The organism is Pseudoalteromonas sp. 13-15, assembly GCF_001468205.2.
Lineage (GTDB): Bacteria > Pseudomonadota > Gammaproteobacteria > Enterobacterales > Alteromonadaceae > Pseudoalteromonas > Pseudoalteromonas marina.
Window position 1 is genome coordinate 2,109,183 of sequence record NZ_CP019162.1, and the last position, 16,958, is coordinate 2,126,140.

Sequence of the window (16,958 nt, forward strand, 5' to 3'; positions counted from 1 at the left end):
AACGAGGTTAATACTCAAATGGTAAATTAAGGGATGCGCTTACCTTTCTTTCATTCACGTTAAATTAATTATTAACATAATAAAATCATTAACCTATAAAAGCGCGTCAGCATCAAAACATATTTTATTTAATGCCTACGCATTTACATTCTTCGGGCTTAAAAAGAGGCACAATTTATGAAACAGTTGGTAATAACTATTTTAGGAAAGGATCGTCCAGGCTTAGTAGAAGATATTTCATCGGTAGTTTTAAAAAATCACGGCAACTGGTTATGTAGTAACCTTAGCCATTTATTAGGTCATTTTGCAGGGATTATTCAGTTAGAAGTTGCTGAAGAGCATTTTCAGGAACTGCAAAACGCGCTTACCGCTTTACCAAAACTTGAAGTGCGTATTGAAGCTGGCAATACTGAAATTGAACCTTCACCACGTGAACAAATCAATTTAGTGATCACAGGAAACGATCGCCCTGGTATTGTCCAAGAGCTCGCGAGCGTAATACGACACAAAGGAGCAAGTATTACTCATTTAAATTCTAGACAACAAAGCGCACCTAATTGGGGAGTCCCTATTTTTAGCGCTGTTGCAACCGTTACCTTACCTAACGGAATGGATAAAGACGAAGTAATTGATGCGCTCGAGTCAATAACCAGCGACTTAATAGTAGACACAGAAGAAGCATAATTTTTTATTGCGTGTCATACAAGTGACACGCATGTCATTTTAATGTCATTAAATTGTTCTATATTTAACTCAGCGTTAGATAATGGAATATAATATGAATGCCCACATAGAACATACTCAAACCGTTGAATACTTTGCTAAAGAGCTTAGTTGGCTGTCATTCAACGAGCGCGTTCTACAAGAGGCTAAAGACAAAAATAATCCAATAATTGAACGCATGCGGTTTTTGGGGATTTTTTCTAATAACCTTGATGAATTTTTTAGGGTGCGTGTTGCCGACGTTAAACGCCGTATTTTATTAAACAAACTTCCCGATGCTAATTTTGAAGAAGACGAAGCTTTATTAAGTCAAATTCAACAAAAAGTTTTGCAGCTAGGCAAAAAATTTAACCTAATACACCAACAAATTTTAAACGATTTAACCACTCATAATATCCATGTTGACCGCCCCGAAAAATTAACAGATTTTCATCTTAATTGGCTTAAAGCGTATTTTCATGACAAGGTTTTACAGCATATATCACCCATTTTACTTAATGAAAATAAAGATTACTCAGACTATATAAACGACACAATGACTTACTTGTTTATTGAAATGAGTGACGAAAAAAGCCATTACGCTATGCTTGAAGTCCCCACAGACCGAGTACCCCGTTTTATTATATTACCGCCTGAAAAGACACGTCGTCGTAAAACCATTGTTATGCTTGATGACGTTATTTCTTACTTTTTAAATGATGTTTTTAGTAACTTTTTTCACTTTGATAAAATTCAAGGTCATGCAATAAAACTCACACGAGATGCAGAATACAATTTAGACGATGAGCTAGAAGAAGGACTGCTCGATAAAATGTCTAAGGGCCTTAAACAACGTATTTATGCAGAGCCTGTGCGCCTTGTTTACGACGAGAGCATGCCAAAAAGTATGTTAAAAGTGATGAAAAAACGTTTAAACGTGAGTCATCATGATGCGCTGATACCCGCCGGTCGATACCGTAACTTTAGAGATTTTATTGCTTTTCCTAATGTGGGTCGCCAATACCTTGAAAACAAACCACTTCCAGCAATACAAAGCACAGCTTTTAACAAACACAGCAGCGTATTTGACGCAATAAGCGAGCAAGACATACTGCTCTACTACCCATATCACACATTTAATCATTTACTGGAGTATGTTCGCCAAGCCGCATTTGATCCTATGGTGACGCAGATTAAAGTAAATATTTATCGAGTCGCGAGTAAGTCTCGGCTTATTTCTTTACTCATCAATGCCGCTAAAAATGGCAAAAGTGTCACGGTAATGGTTGAGCTTAAAGCGCGCTTTGATGAGCAGAACAATATTGAATGGGCTAAAGTTCTTAGCAGTGCTGGAATAAAAGTTATTTTTGGTATTCCAGCCTTAAAAGTGCACAGCAAACTATGTGTTATTCACCGTAAAGAAAAAAACAAAATAGTTAAATACGCCCATATCGGTACCGGAAACTTTCACGAAAAAACAGCTAAAATCTACACTGACTTTAGCCTTTTCACAAAACATAACGGTATTTGTGAAGAATGCGATAGCGTATTTAAGTTTATAGAAAGCAGCTACAAGCCTTTTAATTTTGAATATTTAATGCTCTCCCCTATTAATGCTCGCGACACTTTATTGGATTTAATTGATAAAGAGATTCAGCATGTTGAAGATGGTTTCACAGGAAAAATTACAATTAAAGTAAATAACTTAGTTGATAAACAACTTGTAGATAAACTTTATTATGCCGGTCGTCGTGGAGTAAAAATCCGAATTATTGTACGTGGTATGTGCTCATTAATACCGGGGGTGGCTCACTTTAGCGAAAACATAAAAGTGATCAGTATTGTTGATCGCTTTTTAGAGCATCCTCGCGTAATGGTATTTGGCAATAATGGCAATGATAAGGTGTATATTTCTTCCGCCGATTGGATGACTCGCAATCTTGATCAACGCGTTGAAGTGGGAGTGCCCATTTTAAATAATAAATTAAAACAGCTCATTATGGATATTTTAGAGCTACAATTTAAAGACCGCACAAAAGCTCGGCTAATCGATAGCGAGCAAAAAAATACCTATGTTAGGCGCGGTAACAGAAAAAAAATTCGCTCACAAATAGCAATATACGATCACTTAAAAAAATGGGAGGGTAATTATAATAATGAATGATCACCCATCAATAGCGGCCGTCGATCTAGGTTCGAATAGCTTTCACTTGGTCGTTGCGCGCGAAGTGGATGGCACATTACAAATTCTGCATAAAGAGAAACAGCGTGTTTATTTAGCCGATGGCTTAGACGATAAATTAAGACTAAACCAAGCAGCCATAGACCGTGCACTACTTGTACTTAAGCAGTTTGCAAACACCCTTGAAGACTTTCCTCCTGGTAATGTAAAAGTAGCTGCTACATACACTTTTAGGCGCGCCAAAAATATTCATGCCTTTTTAACTCAGGCGAGTAAGGTATTTCCATTTCATATTGATGTGATCCCAGGGCAAGAAGAAGCTCGGCTTATTTATCAAGGTGTGGCTCATTATGTACATAACGAAGAGAACCGCCTTATTATCGATATTGGCGGAGGCAGTACCGAACTAATTATTGGTAAGCACTTCAAACATAAGCTTCTTACCAGCCGTAATATGGGCTGTGTTAGCTACACAAAACAGTTTTTTAGTGGTGGAGCTATTACGGCTAAGCGTTTTAATCGAGCTGAAATAAAAGCGGAACAAGAAATCGAAGTTATTTTTGCCAACTACATTAACGAAGGTTGGCAAGATGTAATTGGTACATCTGGCACCATAAAATCAATTTTAACCATGGTGTGCGCACAAAACCCGCAACAAACATTTGTAAGTATTGACGATTTACTGGCTCTTAAGCAGCAATGCATTGCCGCTAAACATATCGATAATATAAGTATAGAAGGATTAACGCCTGAGCGTCAGCAGAGTCTATGTGGAGGACTTGCCATTCTTATTGCTGTTTTTAAAGAGTTCTCAATCAATCAGCTCTCTTATAGTGACTTCTCTTTAAGAGAGGGGCTACTTCATGAAATGCAGCAAAAACTCGCCGATAAAGACATTCGCAGCAATACAATCAATAACCTGAGTGAACGATACACCGTAGATAAAGCCCATGCCTCACGCGTTGCTAATACAGCTATTTGGATATACGAACGCCTTAGCAAAGCGTGGCAACTAAATGATAATAACGACATAGCGCTTCTTAATTGGGCTGCTAAGCTACACGAAATTGGCTTGTCTATTAACTCTTCAGGTATTAATAAACACAGCGCTTACATTGTGGCAAATAGCCAGCTTCCTGGCTTTACTCAGCAAGAACAACTCATTTTAAGCTCGCTAATTCGCTTTTACCGAAAAAAAATTAAACGTGATGAATTACCAGAGTTCACAACAATCGCGCAGCAACATGTAATTAAGCTTGTTACTATTTTACGCTTAGCTGTTTTATTTAATCAAAAACGCCAAATTAGCCAGCAACCTAATATGAATATTAGCGCTAATGCCACAGGACTTTTTATTAAATTTTACGATAATTATTTACAAACACACACGTTACTTAATGCAGATTTAGAACTAGAACAGCGTTATTTGAAAAAGGTAGGAATAAGTCTTAACTGCTCATAATATTTTGAAGAGTAAATAATTAAGCAGGGTGCTATTACACCCTACTTTTAGCTAAGTATACTTTAGCTAATTACATATCCATATGGCGATTTGTACTTTGCATCATTTGTTTAAGCCCTTGCTTTTCAAGCTCTAGTAGCTGCGCTAGCTTCTCTTGAGCATGTTCAGTTTCTGCACGTTCAAGTAGGTAACCGTAAAGCGCAATCACTTTTTGATGCTGGCTCGATAAGTAATTTTGAATTGCTTTTTCATCTAACTGCTTATCTTTGCTGATATCGTTAAACGTAATAAGTTCGGGGTTGCTGGCAAAGTACTCATAGCAAAACGTGTCGAGCGTGTTAATTTCGGTAATCGCTTTAAAACCCACTAAATCTTCAGCGAGTTTTTTTTCGTAATTAAGATAATAATCCACCAGCATGGCATTACGCTCATCAAGTATTGGTTTAACGCTATGAAAGTTAGCCGCCATTTGCGTATGAAATAATACTGTCCAATCGTATACCTCTTTAATTGTTTTAACTTGCATGTGCATTCCTTACTTAGTTAACTTATGAGTTACTAGTTGCTTGAATCATGCCAATAAAAACCACAATTAAAAACAATGGGTTACACTTTAAAAATAAATTAAAATACAAATTAATAGAATAACTTACAGACAATAGGTAATTTTTATAGGGCAATGATAAGTCATTACCCTATCACTGTTACTTAATGGCCTTTGTTCTCCACAACAGGTAAACCGCAGGAATAACTAATAAGGTCAACATTATTGCGCTTACCATACCACCTACCATAGGCGCTGCAATTCGGCTCATTACTTCACTACCGCTACCCGTACCATAAAGCACAGGTAATAAACCAATAACAATAGTAGCCACCGTCATCATGACAGGACGCACACGTAACCCGGCACCTTCAATAATTGCCTGCTGTAACTGAGCTAACGAAAGTGGTTTATCAGCTCGCTTAGCAGTTAAGCACATGTTTTGATATGCCTGATTTAAGTAAACCAGCATAATCACCCCAATCTCCACGGCAACACCGGCCAGTGCAATAAAACCAACCCCTACGGCGACTGAAAAGTTAAAACCTTGAAGGTACATTAGCCATACACCACCTATCATAGCCAATGGCAGTGTGCACATAATAATAGTTACTTCAGCAAAGCTTTTAAAATTAAGATAGAGCAGCACAACAATAATGGCCAAGGTGAGAGGCACTACGTAGGTGAGCTTATCTTTTGCACGTTGCATATATTCATACTGCCCAGCCCATGTAATAGAATATCCCGATGGCAGTATCAAACGCTCATCGAGCACGGCTCTCGCGCTTTCAACATAGCTACCAATGTCTACGCCATCTATATCAATATAAACCCAACCATTTAAACGTGCATTTTCACTTTTAATGCCAGACGGGCCATTTTCAATAAATACATTAGCGACATCTCCAAGTGCAATATGCTGTCCTTGTGGCGTCACAATGGGCATTAACATAAGGGCGTCAGGTGAATCCCTAAAAACTTGCGGATAACGCACGTTAACCGAATAACGAGCCTGCCCTTCTATTGTTTGTGTTACATTTTTACCACCAACTGCCGTTGCTATAACTTGCTGTATATCGCTTATGTTTAAATTATAACGCGCTGCTTTTTCACGGTTTATATCAATTTTTACGTAGCGCCCACCAGCCACTCGTTCAGAGTAAACAGATACAGTGCCTTGAATATCAGCAAGTAGCGTTTCTATTTGCTCACCAATTTTTTGAATTTCACTTAACTGTGGACCTGCCACTTTAATACCTATTGGGGTTTTAATACCGGTTGCCAACATGTCTATGCGTGTTTTAATTGGCATAACCCACGCATTAGTTAAACCAGGAAACGTGACTAATGCATCAAGTTCGGCTTTGAGTTTTTCAAGAGTCATTCCCTCTCGCCACTCGTCTTTGGGCTTTAATTGAATGAACGTTTCAATCATTGTCAGTGGCGCGGGATCGGTGGCTGTTTCAGCTCGCCCGACTTTACCAAAAACTGTTTTAACTTCCGGCACGGTTGCGATTAACTTATCTGTTTGCTGCAAAATCTCTCGTGCTTTAGCTATTGATATACTTGGGTATGTAGTGGGCATATACATTAAATCACCCTCATCAAGTGGCGGAATAAACTCGCTACCTATTTTGTTAAGTGGGTAAAAACCTACCAAGGTCATAACTAAGGCAAATATTAAGGTCGTTTTTGGAAAACTAAGCACCCATCTGAGCAAAGGCCGATAAGCCGCTACAAGCAATCTATTAACGGGATTTTTATTTTCAGGTATTACCTTACCTCTTATAAAATAGCCCATCAATACAGGCACTAGGGTGATCGCTAATCCCGCTGAAGCCGCCATTGCATAAGTTTTAGTGTAAGCAAGAGGTGAGAACATTCGCCCTTCCTGCGCTTCTAAAATAAATACAGGCAAAAAACTCACGGTAATAATTAATAAACTAAAAAACAGCGCAGGGCCTACTTCGCTTGTCGCTTTAATAACGACTTCCCAACGGTTTTGATCAGTCAGAGGCGTTTTTCCCATATGCTTATGCATATTTTCAATCATTACTATGGCGCCATCGGTCATTGCCCCTATGGCAATCGCAATCCCGCCCAAAGACATAATATTAGCGTTAATTCCTTGCCAATACATCACAATAAACGCCGTTAAAATACCCAGCGGTAAGGTAACAATAGCCACCAAAGATGAGCGCACATGAAACAAAAACACAACACACACAAGCGCTACAACAATCAGCTCTTCAACAAGTTTGCTTGTCAGATTACTTATTGCGTTGTTAATTAAGTTTGAGCGGTCGTAAACGGGAATAATCTCAACGCCCTCTGGTAATCCTTTTTTAAGCGATTCGAGTTTAGCCTTAACCAGTTCAATGGTTTTTTGTGCATTTTCGCCGTAGCGCATAACAACAATACCACCGGTAGCTTCGCCTTCACCGTTAAGATCACTCACGCCACGGCGCATTTGTGGGCCTAGGCGAATATTTGCGACATCACGTAATTGCAAAGCAGTGCCATTTGCATTAGTACCTAATGGAATAGCCTCCAAATCGGCAACACTTTTTATGTACCCTGTGCTGGTAACCATGTATTCCGCTTCGGCCATTTCAATAACAGAGGCGCCTGTTTCTTGGTTTCCTTGCTGTATTGCAGTTTGAATAAGACTCAACGGAATGCCGTAAGCACGCAGCTTATTAGGATCTACATTTACTTGATACTGCTTAACCATTCCCCCTACAGAGGCAACTTCAGAAACACCCGGCACAGTTTGTAATTCAAACTTTAAAAACCAATCTTGTAAGTCTCGCAATTGGCTAATATCAAGCGTATTTGTTTTATCAATAAGGGCATATAGGTAAACCCAACCAACACCCGTTGCATCAGGTCCAAGCTCTGGCGTTGCACCTTCAGGCAGGCGGTTTGCAGCTTGGGTTAGGTATTCTTGCACTCGGCTACGCGCCCAGTATAAATCAGTGCTGTCATCAAAAATAATATAAACATACGAGTCGCCAAAAAATGAAAAGCCTCTTACGGTTTTTGCCCCTGGCACCGATAACATAGCAGTAGTAAGCACATAAGTAACTTGGTCTTGAACCACTTGTGGTGCTTGCCCTGGATACGATGTTTTTACAATAACTTGCACATCAGATAAATCGGGCAAGGCATCTACGGGCGTATTTTTAACGGCAAACACACCACCGCCCACTAAAATTAATGTAAGCAACAATACCAGTAACCGGTTATGAACAGACCAGCGGATAACAGCAGTAATCATTTTACTTCCTCGCCCATCGTATGTTGCATTGAGGAGTGATCTATTGCGTCTATATTATTTAAAGCGGTGATCACAAAATCATCATTAATAATACTAAACGTGAAATCAATGGTTTGACCTTTAATAAGAGAGTTAACCTCTATATGCGGTGCCAGAACAAAATTCATTGTTGCTGGACCTCGGTTCCACTTTGGAATAGCTTCACGACTAATATTTACAACTCGAGTTGCTGCATCAATTGTATTTATAACGCCATTTACGGTTGCACTTTGAGAGTTGTCATCGTTACTACTATCAGCAGCTGGCATCTCCATTCGCTTAAAGTCTGAAAGCTTACTCGACTCAGAATCTATTAAAAATTGTGCAGAGGTAACCACGCTATCGTTTACCACCACACCTGATAAAATAATCGTTTCATCAACGCTTGTTTGTCCTACTTGCACTTCAACAGATTTAAAGCGCCCTTCGCCTAATGCTATAACTACGCGGTTTTGATGTTGCGTACGAATTACAGCTTCTTTTGGTACTACAAGCTGAGGTTCACTCGCATTTGTATGAATAGTCACCTGAGCAAACATATTCGCTTTTAGCTTAAGGTCTTTATTTGTAAATCGGAGCCTAACCCGAAGTGTTCTATTTTGAGCATCGAGCGCCGGATAAATATAATCGACCTGTCCTTGCCATATTTTTCCCTTAAAATAATCAAGGGTCATGGTTACCGGTAGGCCAACACTAATAAGCGACGATTGACGTTCAAATATTTCCGCCTCCACCCATACTTCATCAAGTTGAGCAATACTCATCATAGATGTCCCCGGCTTTACATAAAAACCTTCTCGCACATTCAGCTCATCAACAATCCCACTTTGACGCGCATAAAAGGTAATATTTTGCATTATTTGCTTATTTTTTTGTAAGCGCTCAATAAATTCAGCAGATACATTTAACGACTCTAAACGTGCCTTTGCAGCACGAATTAGTACATTGTTATTTCTATTTACTGCCAATAAAAACTCTTCTTGTGCATTAACTAGCTGCGGTGAATATAAGGTATACAAAGGTTCGCCGGCGTTTACCTTATCGCCTTGCGCTTTTACATATAAATCCTCAAGCCACCCTTCTACTCGAGGGTGAATATGAGTAATTTTATCTTGGTTATATTGCACATAACCCACTGTATTGATGTTACTGTGCAGTGTTTTTAACTGCACCTTAGTGGTTTTAACTCCTAAATTATTAATCACCACTGGCGAAATAGTAATCGCTCCTTTTTCACTTTCACTATTACCAACTTCGTCGTAAACGGGCACTAAATCCATTCCCATAGGAGAGAGGCCTGGAGCGTCACGCCTATAATTGCTGTCCATGGGTGCCACCCAATATAAGGGTTGTTTTACGGCCGGTTTGTCATCAATTATAATTTGCGTAAAAGCAGCCCATAAACCAGCCCCTACAATAGCGGCAATGAATAGTTTCAAATTATTGTTCATCAGGCTGCTCCTCACGTAGTTCGCCCATAACTTGGGAGTCTAAGCTACTCATATAATAATTTAAGCGTGCAATAATAATGTGTTGATCGACTTGGATGTTAAGCGCGTCAATTTTGGCATTTAACTCACTAATACGTGCTTGCATAACATCAGAAAAGTCACCGTCATCACGCGTATAAGCATTCAAGGTTGCTTGTGATTGCTCAGCCATTTGTACTAATAAAATATTTTGATATAGCGTATTTCGTTTTTGTAACTGGGATAGCTGACTATATTCTTTAAAATACATACCTTTGAGCTTTTGCAAAGCGACCCTTTTTTGTGTTTTAGTCGCTTCCGTAATAGATATAGCCGATTTAACGTGTTGGTCTTGCCTGTTATCCGTAAATAAAGGGAGATCAATGCTAACTCCCACAGAAAGTAAATCGGCTCTTGATTGGCCCATTGGGGTGTCTGCTCGATAGCCATACCCCACATTAACCCCTATCTGTGGCTTATAACTTTGTTTCGCTAAGCTCACTTGTGTTTGCTTTGCCAACACACTTTGCTCTATAGCAACAATAGCTGGATGAGCCATAAGTAATTGCATAAGTTGACTAAATTCAAGGGTATTAAAATCAGTAAGCGCCACAGGCGGTATAAATTTATCGTCTAAAGATTTTACTAACATTTTTATGGGTAACCATTGCGCTAGCCGGTTTTTAGCACTGTGAAGTTGCTGTTCAAGTATGAGTAGCTTATCTTCTAAGCGGGTAAGCTCTAACTGAGCACGAATAATATCTTGCTGGCGTGTTTTACCCTGCGTACTTGCATAGCTGGCCTCAGTTATTTGAATAAGCTGAGTAAATAACTCTTTGTCTTTCTCAATCAAATTAATACTGTACTGAGCCCTATAAGCATTTAACCAAAACTCAGTAACCATCGCTTTGACTTGAGCCAACCTATCAGCTCGCTGCCATGGATATTGCTTAGACGACTGAAAAAGCGACTTTTGTTTCAGTGATAGACTATCACCGCGGCTAAATTTTTGGCTTAGACTCACTTTAAATTGAGTCATCCCTTCTTGGTCAAACGCATAACCATTTGTTGGTAAGTTCATAAGACCAAGCGTTAGTGTTGGGTCGGGTAAAGTACCCGCCATAATACTTTGCGCCATAATGGCTTGCTCTTGGTGGCGGCTTGCCGATAACCACGGATCATTTGCAAGTGCATAGGTAAGGGCGTGAGATAAGTTTAGCGTACGTACAGAGCTATACTCATCTATTGCGCCAGTCGTTTTTTCTTCTTGGGTATTCGCCGCACTACTGAACAAAGTCAAACAACATAGCACTGCATTTATTTTTAAAGCGTAATTCATCACTTGCTCCATTTAAAAATTAATAAAAGTTTAAATTGGCAAGAAAGGTGTTTATATCAGCCGCACCTAATACGAAAACTAATCACGTTTTCAAAAGATAAAAATCAGCTTGAGGTTCCATAAAATTTAAACACACCTATCCTGCTATTTAAGCAAACATTGGAGGTCGATAAAGTGATTTTGGAGAAGTTGTTTGAGCAAGCGATTCGCACGCATTAACTTTTTCAGTACTCATAACTGCAATAATCATTAGAATATCAACATTGAGCATTGAGTTAGCGGTACAGCCATTAACGGGGCAACTGCATTCATTTTGGGCAGTCGCTTCCTCATCGCAGCAATCCATTTGCATCATGGAATGGTGAGCGCTGTTATTCTCTGCGCTGCTTTTGTCTAAATGCATGTTAACGTGAACGTTAGACTGATGAGGCATTTCACATTCACTTGCTACAGACGCAAACGACTGACCCACAAACGTGAGCAGTAAAGTAAGCGTAAGTAAAATAGTGTACAAGCGTTGCAAAATAGTACCTCAATCAAAAAAGGGGATTTTAAAGTAACTTATAAATGACTACAAATAATTTAGGGCGTGTTTTGTAGTTTGGTTTGGGTTTTAATTAAATAACTGGCAATAACTGTAAATATACAATAGGCGCTAAAGTACCAAAATCCTTCACCAAATTGTGCATTCATAACAAGCAATTCACCACTTTTAGCATGTGCATTGCCCGCTAAATACGTAACAATTAATGCTATTACAAATACATCAACCATACTCCATTTGCTGAGTGCACAAACAATATTGCCACATACTTGCTTAAGCCTATTAACTGGTAAACAGCAATACAGCAGCTGTAATAATAGCTTTAAGCTTGGCACCACAACTGAAAAAAGACCAACCAAGGCAGCCACAAGCAAATTATTATTATTTGCTAGGTCTGTGATAGTGCCGTAAATACTTTGCGTTTTGCTATAAGCGCTAATCTCACCGTCTAACTTATCCAGGCCCAACATGTTTGAAAACATCATTAGCATGCTGCGCGTTCGGCTATCGCCCTCTTCAGCTAACATTTCAATCCCCGCTTGAGCAAGTTTTGATTTATCAATATTCCCTTCAATTGTTAGCACGGGTTTTGTAATACCCGGAAATAACAAACATAAAGCAATAACTACACTTACAACAGATAAAAAATTACGCATACTTATTCGCTCATAACTTCTATTACATCATCACTATAAAGCATTGACTCTAATATAAAGCTGTATATTTTTTCTATTTCCATCTCTGGGTTAACCAACTTAAGTTGTGTTTCAACCACTGCCCAGTTTTTAGTTTCAATCGCTTTTGCCAGTAATAAGCAATCACCCAGCAAACCGGTTTGCAGTAGCAAAGCATCTGTTATGCTTTTATCTAGCGTAAACTCTTTTACAATAGTTGCTAGCTCAATATCTAATATCGCATCAAGCATCGAAAACAAACCCACTAAGTAACCTTGCTGAGATAAATTTTTGTTTGTTTCAGCTAATATAAGCTCTATTAACCGAGCGCGTACAAGAGCAAATTTAGTCAACTCTGTTGGTTTATCTATTCCTAAATCGCTAACAGCTAATACGCGCACAAATTGACGAATTACGTCCTCACCTAAATAAACAACAGCTTGCGATATGGACGTAATAACTAAATTACTATTATTAGAACGTGCATTTGCCAAACGTAAAATTCGCGCCGTTATTCCTACATCTTTAGCTACACGCTGATGAATTTCTTCAAAGCATAACGATTCTTTTGCTATTGCTTTAAGGAGTTCGAAAACGGTAACTTTTGAAGGATCGACCCCACTGTAAGTTAGCATTTCTGGGCGGGCAAAAAAGAATCCCTGAAAATAATCACAACCTGCATCACGTAAGTTTATAAACTGATCGTAAGTTTCTATTCGCTCTACTATTATTTTGCAATGAGGGTAACTTCGTTTCAGCTTTTTAACCCGCATATTAGTTTTAATAATAGGCTCTTCAGCCTCAATTTTTATATAACTAACAAGGGCGAGTAACGGCTCCCATTTTTCATCGCCGTCATAATCGTCCAGTGCAAATACATAACCCTGACCTTTCAGCGCTTTAATACGACTAGCAACCGCTGCAATATTTACCGTACGCTCCACAATTTCTATTACAGTATGTTCAGGGTTTAATAGTTTAGGGAATTCATCCAGCAAGGCGTCTGTAGAAAGATTTACAAAAGCAAGTTGGTGAGCTGTAAGCTTTTCTGCGCCAACTAGCATTAAGGTATTAAAAAACAAACGGCTGGTCGCGTGCTCATCGCTAGTGCCTACAGGAAACGCATTATTTGCGGAGTTTCGGTAAAGCAACTCATAAGCAAACACAGCTTTGTCAGCATCAAATATTGGTTGCCTAGCAACATATTGTGTCAACGTAGGTGTTAACGACGGAGTGTCAGACACGTTCAATAGAATTCACCTATAAGTTTGTGCAAAATTAAAGCTAATCTTTTGAGTCTAATCTATGTTAAAGATTAAAAGTATAGTAAATGCATCTTAATCGTTGCAAAATTTTGCAAAGTAAATAAAACTAATAAAAAAGTTCGTAGTACAGGAGCGGGTTTGCTTATTTTAAAGTGGTTATTGATATTATGTTTAGCATTGAGCTCGCTTCCTAATATTGCAGCACAAAGCAACAATACCCTAAAGTACAACATTAGCTCATCTGGAAGTCATTACCCTTTCTACACCAACAATCCTAAACGCCCGGGAGTGTTACCAGAAATCATTGAAAAAGTACTGATTGACGCTAATATCTCTGCTTCTCATGAATCGCTACCTGCAAAGCGAATTACTAAATACCTGAATGAAGGGATTATTGACTTTGATGTGATCTCGCTTGATTGGCTACCTCAAAGTGAAAGAACCAACACCAAATATGTATTTTCTGACCCATTAATTACAGTAACAGAAATGCTTGTAACGCTGCCCGAAAACACAAATAAATGGCAACATGTGTCCAATATGGAGGGTAAAAATGTAGGCACAGTATTAGGTTATTATTATCACAATGCTGATACATTTAAACGCGTTGATTTTCCTTCGGAAAAAGAACTCATAGAGGCGCTAGTTCGAAAAAGAGTAGATGTTGCCATAATAGGTGAGTTGCCAACCTTATATTGGTCACAAAAACTTAATATCAACATTGGTTTTGGTGCTCAATATTCTCATGGTTTTTTGAGAATTCGCCTACTTAGCAAACATAAGCACTTAATGCCTATCATTAATAAAGTAATAAAAAACCTCCACAGCATTGGCTATATAAACAACATAGCTGAAAAATACATGAAAGAAATACCCATACAAAATTAAGGGATTTATAACACACACCCAGTGCGCTGAGTTATACTATGCAAAAATATTAACCCGACCAAAAAAGTAGTCCTATGAGTATTGAAAAAGCCTTAATTGAACGCAGCAGCAACCAGTGTGAATTGTGTACAGCTACCAATGACTTATCTGTTTATGAAGTTCCACCTGTAACCGAAACACATTCAGACAAATGCATTTACACTTGCAAAACATGCAAAGAACAAATTGAAAACACCGTAGATGTAACGCCGACGCATTGGCATTGTTTAAATGACAGCATGTGGAGCCAAACACCTGCGGTTCAAGTTGTTGCCTATAGAATGCTATCGCGCTTAGCACCTGATAACGGTTGGGCACAAGATGCGCTAGACATGGTATATCTAGAAGAAGAGACTCTGGCTTGGGCTAATAAAGCACTTGCTGAAGATGACGATGTTAAACATGTCGATAGTAATGGCGTGGTTCTTCAAGCTGGCGATACCGTGACACTCATAAAAGATTTAGATGTAAAAGGCAGTAGCCTTACAGCAAAACGTGGTACTGCGGTGCGCAACATTGGTTTAACCAGTAACCCTGAGCACATTGAAGGGCGTGTTGATGGCCAGCGCATTGTCATTTTAACTAAGTTTGTTAAAAAGTAGGCAGTCAATAACTCACACTATCTTCGCTTTTAACTGTGAGTAATAAGTTAGAACAAAAATGCCCAGCAGTGCTGGGCATTTTTGTAAGTAGTGGTTATTCATCAACCAGTTGCTCACACCTATAAAAGCCAGTAGGTTCACTTAATAATGACACTAGCTCAGGCAATACATTATCCATAGTTTGTTTAAGCTTCCATGGCGGATTAATCACTATCATACCTGATGCAGTCATGCCATGAACGTCAGTATCGGCCTCGGTTCCCAGCTCAAATAACTGAATATTTCGCATACCGGAATCAATTAAACCCTGCTCCATATTGTTAATGCGCTCCCGATCAACAACCGGATACCAAATCATATAAGTACCCGTTGCAAATCGTTGATGTGCTTTAATTAATGTTTTTACAACGCGTTCATAATCATCTTTAATTTCGTATGGTGGGTCGATTAATACGCACGCTCTTCGAGACGCAGGTGGCAGTAGCCCTACCAAACCAGTGAACCCGTCTTCACCGCGCACTCGAATAGAGCGCTTACCCTGCATATTACTTTCTAGCAAGACTAAGTCTCTTGGGTGCAATTCAAAAAACCAACCTTTATCTTGACGACGTAAATAATGTTCAGCAATTTTTGGTGAACCCGGATAAAAATCGAGGTCACTCGTATTATTGAACGATTTAATTAGGTCAATGTATTCGTTAAGTGCCTCATGCTCACTTGTGTGCGCCCACAACTTTTCAATACCGTCTTGGTATTCTTGCGTTTTTTGAGCATCAGCTGCTGCGAGTTCAAAAAAGCCTGCGCCAGAGTGCGTATCAATGTAATCTAGCGGCTTATCCTTAACTGTTTGATATTTAAGCACCTCAGCCAATACAAGATGTTTTAGAACATCGGCCGGATTACCCGCATGAAATGAGTGTCTGTAACTAAGCATTATTTATTTTCGCCATACGCAATTTAATATCGCAAGTGAACCATAAGCACTGGGCTTTAGCAACTTGCACTAGGGTCTGTTAACCGTTCGAGGTTAAAGTTTAAGCGGCCTGTTTGATATTTAGGCAAAGTAGAGCCTACATAGTGCGGTTATACTTACATGAATTTAAGCCGGTAGAATAACGCGGGAGCAGTTACCGAGTCCACTGAGTTACAAACCTCGCGCCACGATTAAATACCCCCTAGTTTGAACAAACTTTAATCCGCAAAATTCAACAACCTCTTGGATAAAGGGTGTTTAAATGAACCATATATGAACAAAAAAGCACGTTGTATGAATTATCCCTTAACAAAGAAGAAAAATCAGCTAAAACTCGCGTAAATGCTAGTAAATTAATGTACTTTGCTTTACATTTGCAAGACATTAATTACAGTTATATGAGCGCCTTATGGACAACAATACTCTTCAACAACTCGAACAACTGATCGATTCACTTATTGAACGCAATAATCAATTACAAACTGACGTTGCTAGCTTAAAAGAACAAAACAGCAAACTTGCTGATGATAATGAGCTTTTACAACTAGAAGCGCTTGAAAATGAAGAAAAGCAAAAAGATGCCAGCACAACATTAACTGGCTTGCTTGATAAATTACAAAGCGCACAACAGGCTAGCTAATGTCTGAGCTGCAAAACCAGCGGGTCACTGTTGAGTTGCTAGGTAAAGAGCAGCAATTTGCTTGTCCGCAAGGACAAGAAGAGGCATTGATAGCAGCAGCTAAAAATCTAAACGACTTAGTTGAACAAATGAAACAGCGTTCAACCGTTCGAAACGATCAAAAAGCATTGCTTATGGCAGCACTTAATTTAAGCCACGATTTGCTTGAAGCAAAAACACAAGCAACTGTTGAGCAGCAACACCAAGACCAACTTGTTGATAAACTCAGTCAACATTTGGCAAGTGACCCCGAACAAAAAAAATAAAAAGCGCAACC

Annotated in this window: 15 protein-coding genes; 7 read left to right on the top strand and 8 right to left on the bottom strand. The window is 39.0% G+C overall.

Going from position 1 to position 16,958, the window contains the following annotated elements; translation table 11 throughout:
• Positions 1-177: 177 nt before the first annotated feature.
• The 3 genes from ATS72_RS09820 to ATS72_RS09830 all read left to right on the top strand — a co-directional run bounded on the left by ATS72_RS09820 (position 178) and on the right by ATS72_RS09830 (position 4,346).
• Positions 178-684, top strand: a complete 507-nt coding sequence (locus ATS72_RS09820) for a glycine cleavage system protein R (protein ID WP_006791200.1) — start codon at positions 178-180, stop codon at positions 682-684.
• A gap of 94 nt (positions 685-778) precedes the next feature.
• Positions 779-2,866 carry a polyphosphate kinase 1 gene (gene ppk1 / locus ATS72_RS09825; protein WP_058429638.1) on the top strand — a complete coding sequence of 696 codons (2,088 nt, stop codon included), beginning with the start codon at positions 779-781 and terminating at the stop codon, positions 2,864-2,866.
• Positions 2,859-4,346 carry a Ppx/GppA phosphatase family protein gene (locus ATS72_RS09830; RefSeq protein ID WP_058429637.1) on the top strand — a complete coding sequence of 496 codons (1,488 nt, stop codon included), beginning with the start codon at positions 2,859-2,861 and terminating at the stop codon, positions 4,344-4,346. The genes ppk1 and ATS72_RS09830 overlap by 8 nt, the downstream gene beginning before the upstream one ends.
• Before the next feature lie 70 nt (positions 4,347-4,416).
• Here the strand turns inward: ATS72_RS09830 and ATS72_RS09835 are convergent, their stop codons facing one another.
• The 7 genes from ATS72_RS09835 to ATS72_RS09865 all read right to left on the bottom strand — a co-directional run bounded on the left by ATS72_RS09835 (position 4,417) and on the right by ATS72_RS09865 (position 13,485).
• Entirely contained in the window at positions 4,417-4,872 is a 456-nt protein-coding gene (locus ATS72_RS09835; RefSeq protein WP_039037975.1) for a hypothetical protein, read from the bottom strand.
• A 178-nt stretch (positions 4,873-5,050) separates the two neighbouring features.
• A complete protein-coding gene (locus ATS72_RS09840) occupies positions 5,051-8,170 on the bottom strand; it encodes an efflux RND transporter permease subunit (protein WP_058429636.1) in 3,120 nt (1,039 codons plus the stop codon).
• The gene (locus tag ATS72_RS09845; protein WP_058429635.1) at positions 8,167-9,660 is read right to left on the bottom strand and encodes an efflux RND transporter periplasmic adaptor subunit; all 1,494 of its coding nucleotides are present in this window, start codon (positions 9,658-9,660) and stop codon (positions 8,167-8,169) included. The genes ATS72_RS09840 and ATS72_RS09845 overlap by 4 nt, the downstream gene beginning before the upstream one ends.
• On the bottom strand, positions 9,650-11,017 hold the full coding sequence (locus ATS72_RS09850; RefSeq protein ID WP_058429634.1) for a TolC family protein: 1,368 nt from the start codon (positions 11,015-11,017) through the stop codon (positions 9,650-9,652). Before ATS72_RS09850 ends, ATS72_RS09845 begins: the two co-directional genes overlap by 11 nt.
• A gap of 148 nt (positions 11,018-11,165) precedes the next feature.
• The gene (locus ATS72_RS09855; RefSeq protein ID WP_058429633.1) at positions 11,166-11,540 is read right to left on the bottom strand and encodes a hypothetical protein; all 375 of its coding nucleotides are present in this window, start codon (positions 11,538-11,540) and stop codon (positions 11,166-11,168) included.
• A 59-nt stretch (positions 11,541-11,599) separates the two neighbouring features.
• Positions 11,600-12,217 carry a paraquat-inducible protein A gene (locus tag ATS72_RS09860; RefSeq protein WP_058429632.1) on the bottom strand — a complete coding sequence of 206 codons (618 nt, stop codon included), beginning with the start codon at positions 12,215-12,217 and terminating at the stop codon, positions 11,600-11,602.
• A 2-nt stretch (positions 12,218-12,219) separates the two neighbouring features.
• Positions 12,220-13,485, bottom strand: a complete 1,266-nt coding sequence (locus ATS72_RS09865; protein WP_058429631.1) for an EAL and HDOD domain-containing protein — start codon at positions 13,483-13,485, stop codon at positions 12,220-12,222.
• Positions 13,486-13,638: 153 nt separating this feature from the next.
• Between ATS72_RS09865 and ATS72_RS09870 the strand changes: the two genes are divergently transcribed.
• Positions 13,639-14,388 (top strand): substrate-binding periplasmic protein, encoded by a 750-nt coding sequence (locus ATS72_RS09870; RefSeq protein WP_058429630.1) that lies wholly within the window; start codon positions 13,639-13,641, stop codon positions 14,386-14,388.
• A gap of 74 nt (positions 14,389-14,462) precedes the next feature.
• Positions 14,463-15,029 carry a PhnA domain-containing protein gene (locus ATS72_RS09875; protein WP_058429629.1) on the top strand — a complete coding sequence of 189 codons (567 nt, stop codon included), beginning with the start codon at positions 14,463-14,465 and terminating at the stop codon, positions 15,027-15,029.
• 94 nt (positions 15,030-15,123) lie between these two features.
• Here the strand turns inward: ATS72_RS09875 and ATS72_RS09880 are convergent, their stop codons facing one another.
• Complete coding sequence (locus tag ATS72_RS09880; RefSeq protein WP_039037970.1) at positions 15,124-15,963, bottom strand: 23S rRNA (adenine(2030)-N(6))-methyltransferase RlmJ; 840 nt, start codon at positions 15,961-15,963, stop codon at positions 15,124-15,126.
• Between the two features lie 448 nt (positions 15,964-16,411).
• Here ATS72_RS09880 and zapB point away from each other — a divergent pair, with 448 nt between their 5' ends.
• The gene (zapB, locus tag ATS72_RS09885) at positions 16,412-16,642 is read left to right on the top strand and encodes a cell division protein ZapB (RefSeq protein ID WP_006791213.1); all 231 of its coding nucleotides are present in this window, start codon (positions 16,412-16,414) and stop codon (positions 16,640-16,642) included.
• Complete coding sequence (locus ATS72_RS09890) at positions 16,642-16,947, top strand: cell division protein ZapA (protein WP_006791214.1); 306 nt, start codon at positions 16,642-16,644, stop codon at positions 16,945-16,947. Before zapB ends, ATS72_RS09890 begins: the two co-directional genes overlap by 1 nt.
• Positions 16,948-16,958: the final 11 nt, after the last annotated feature.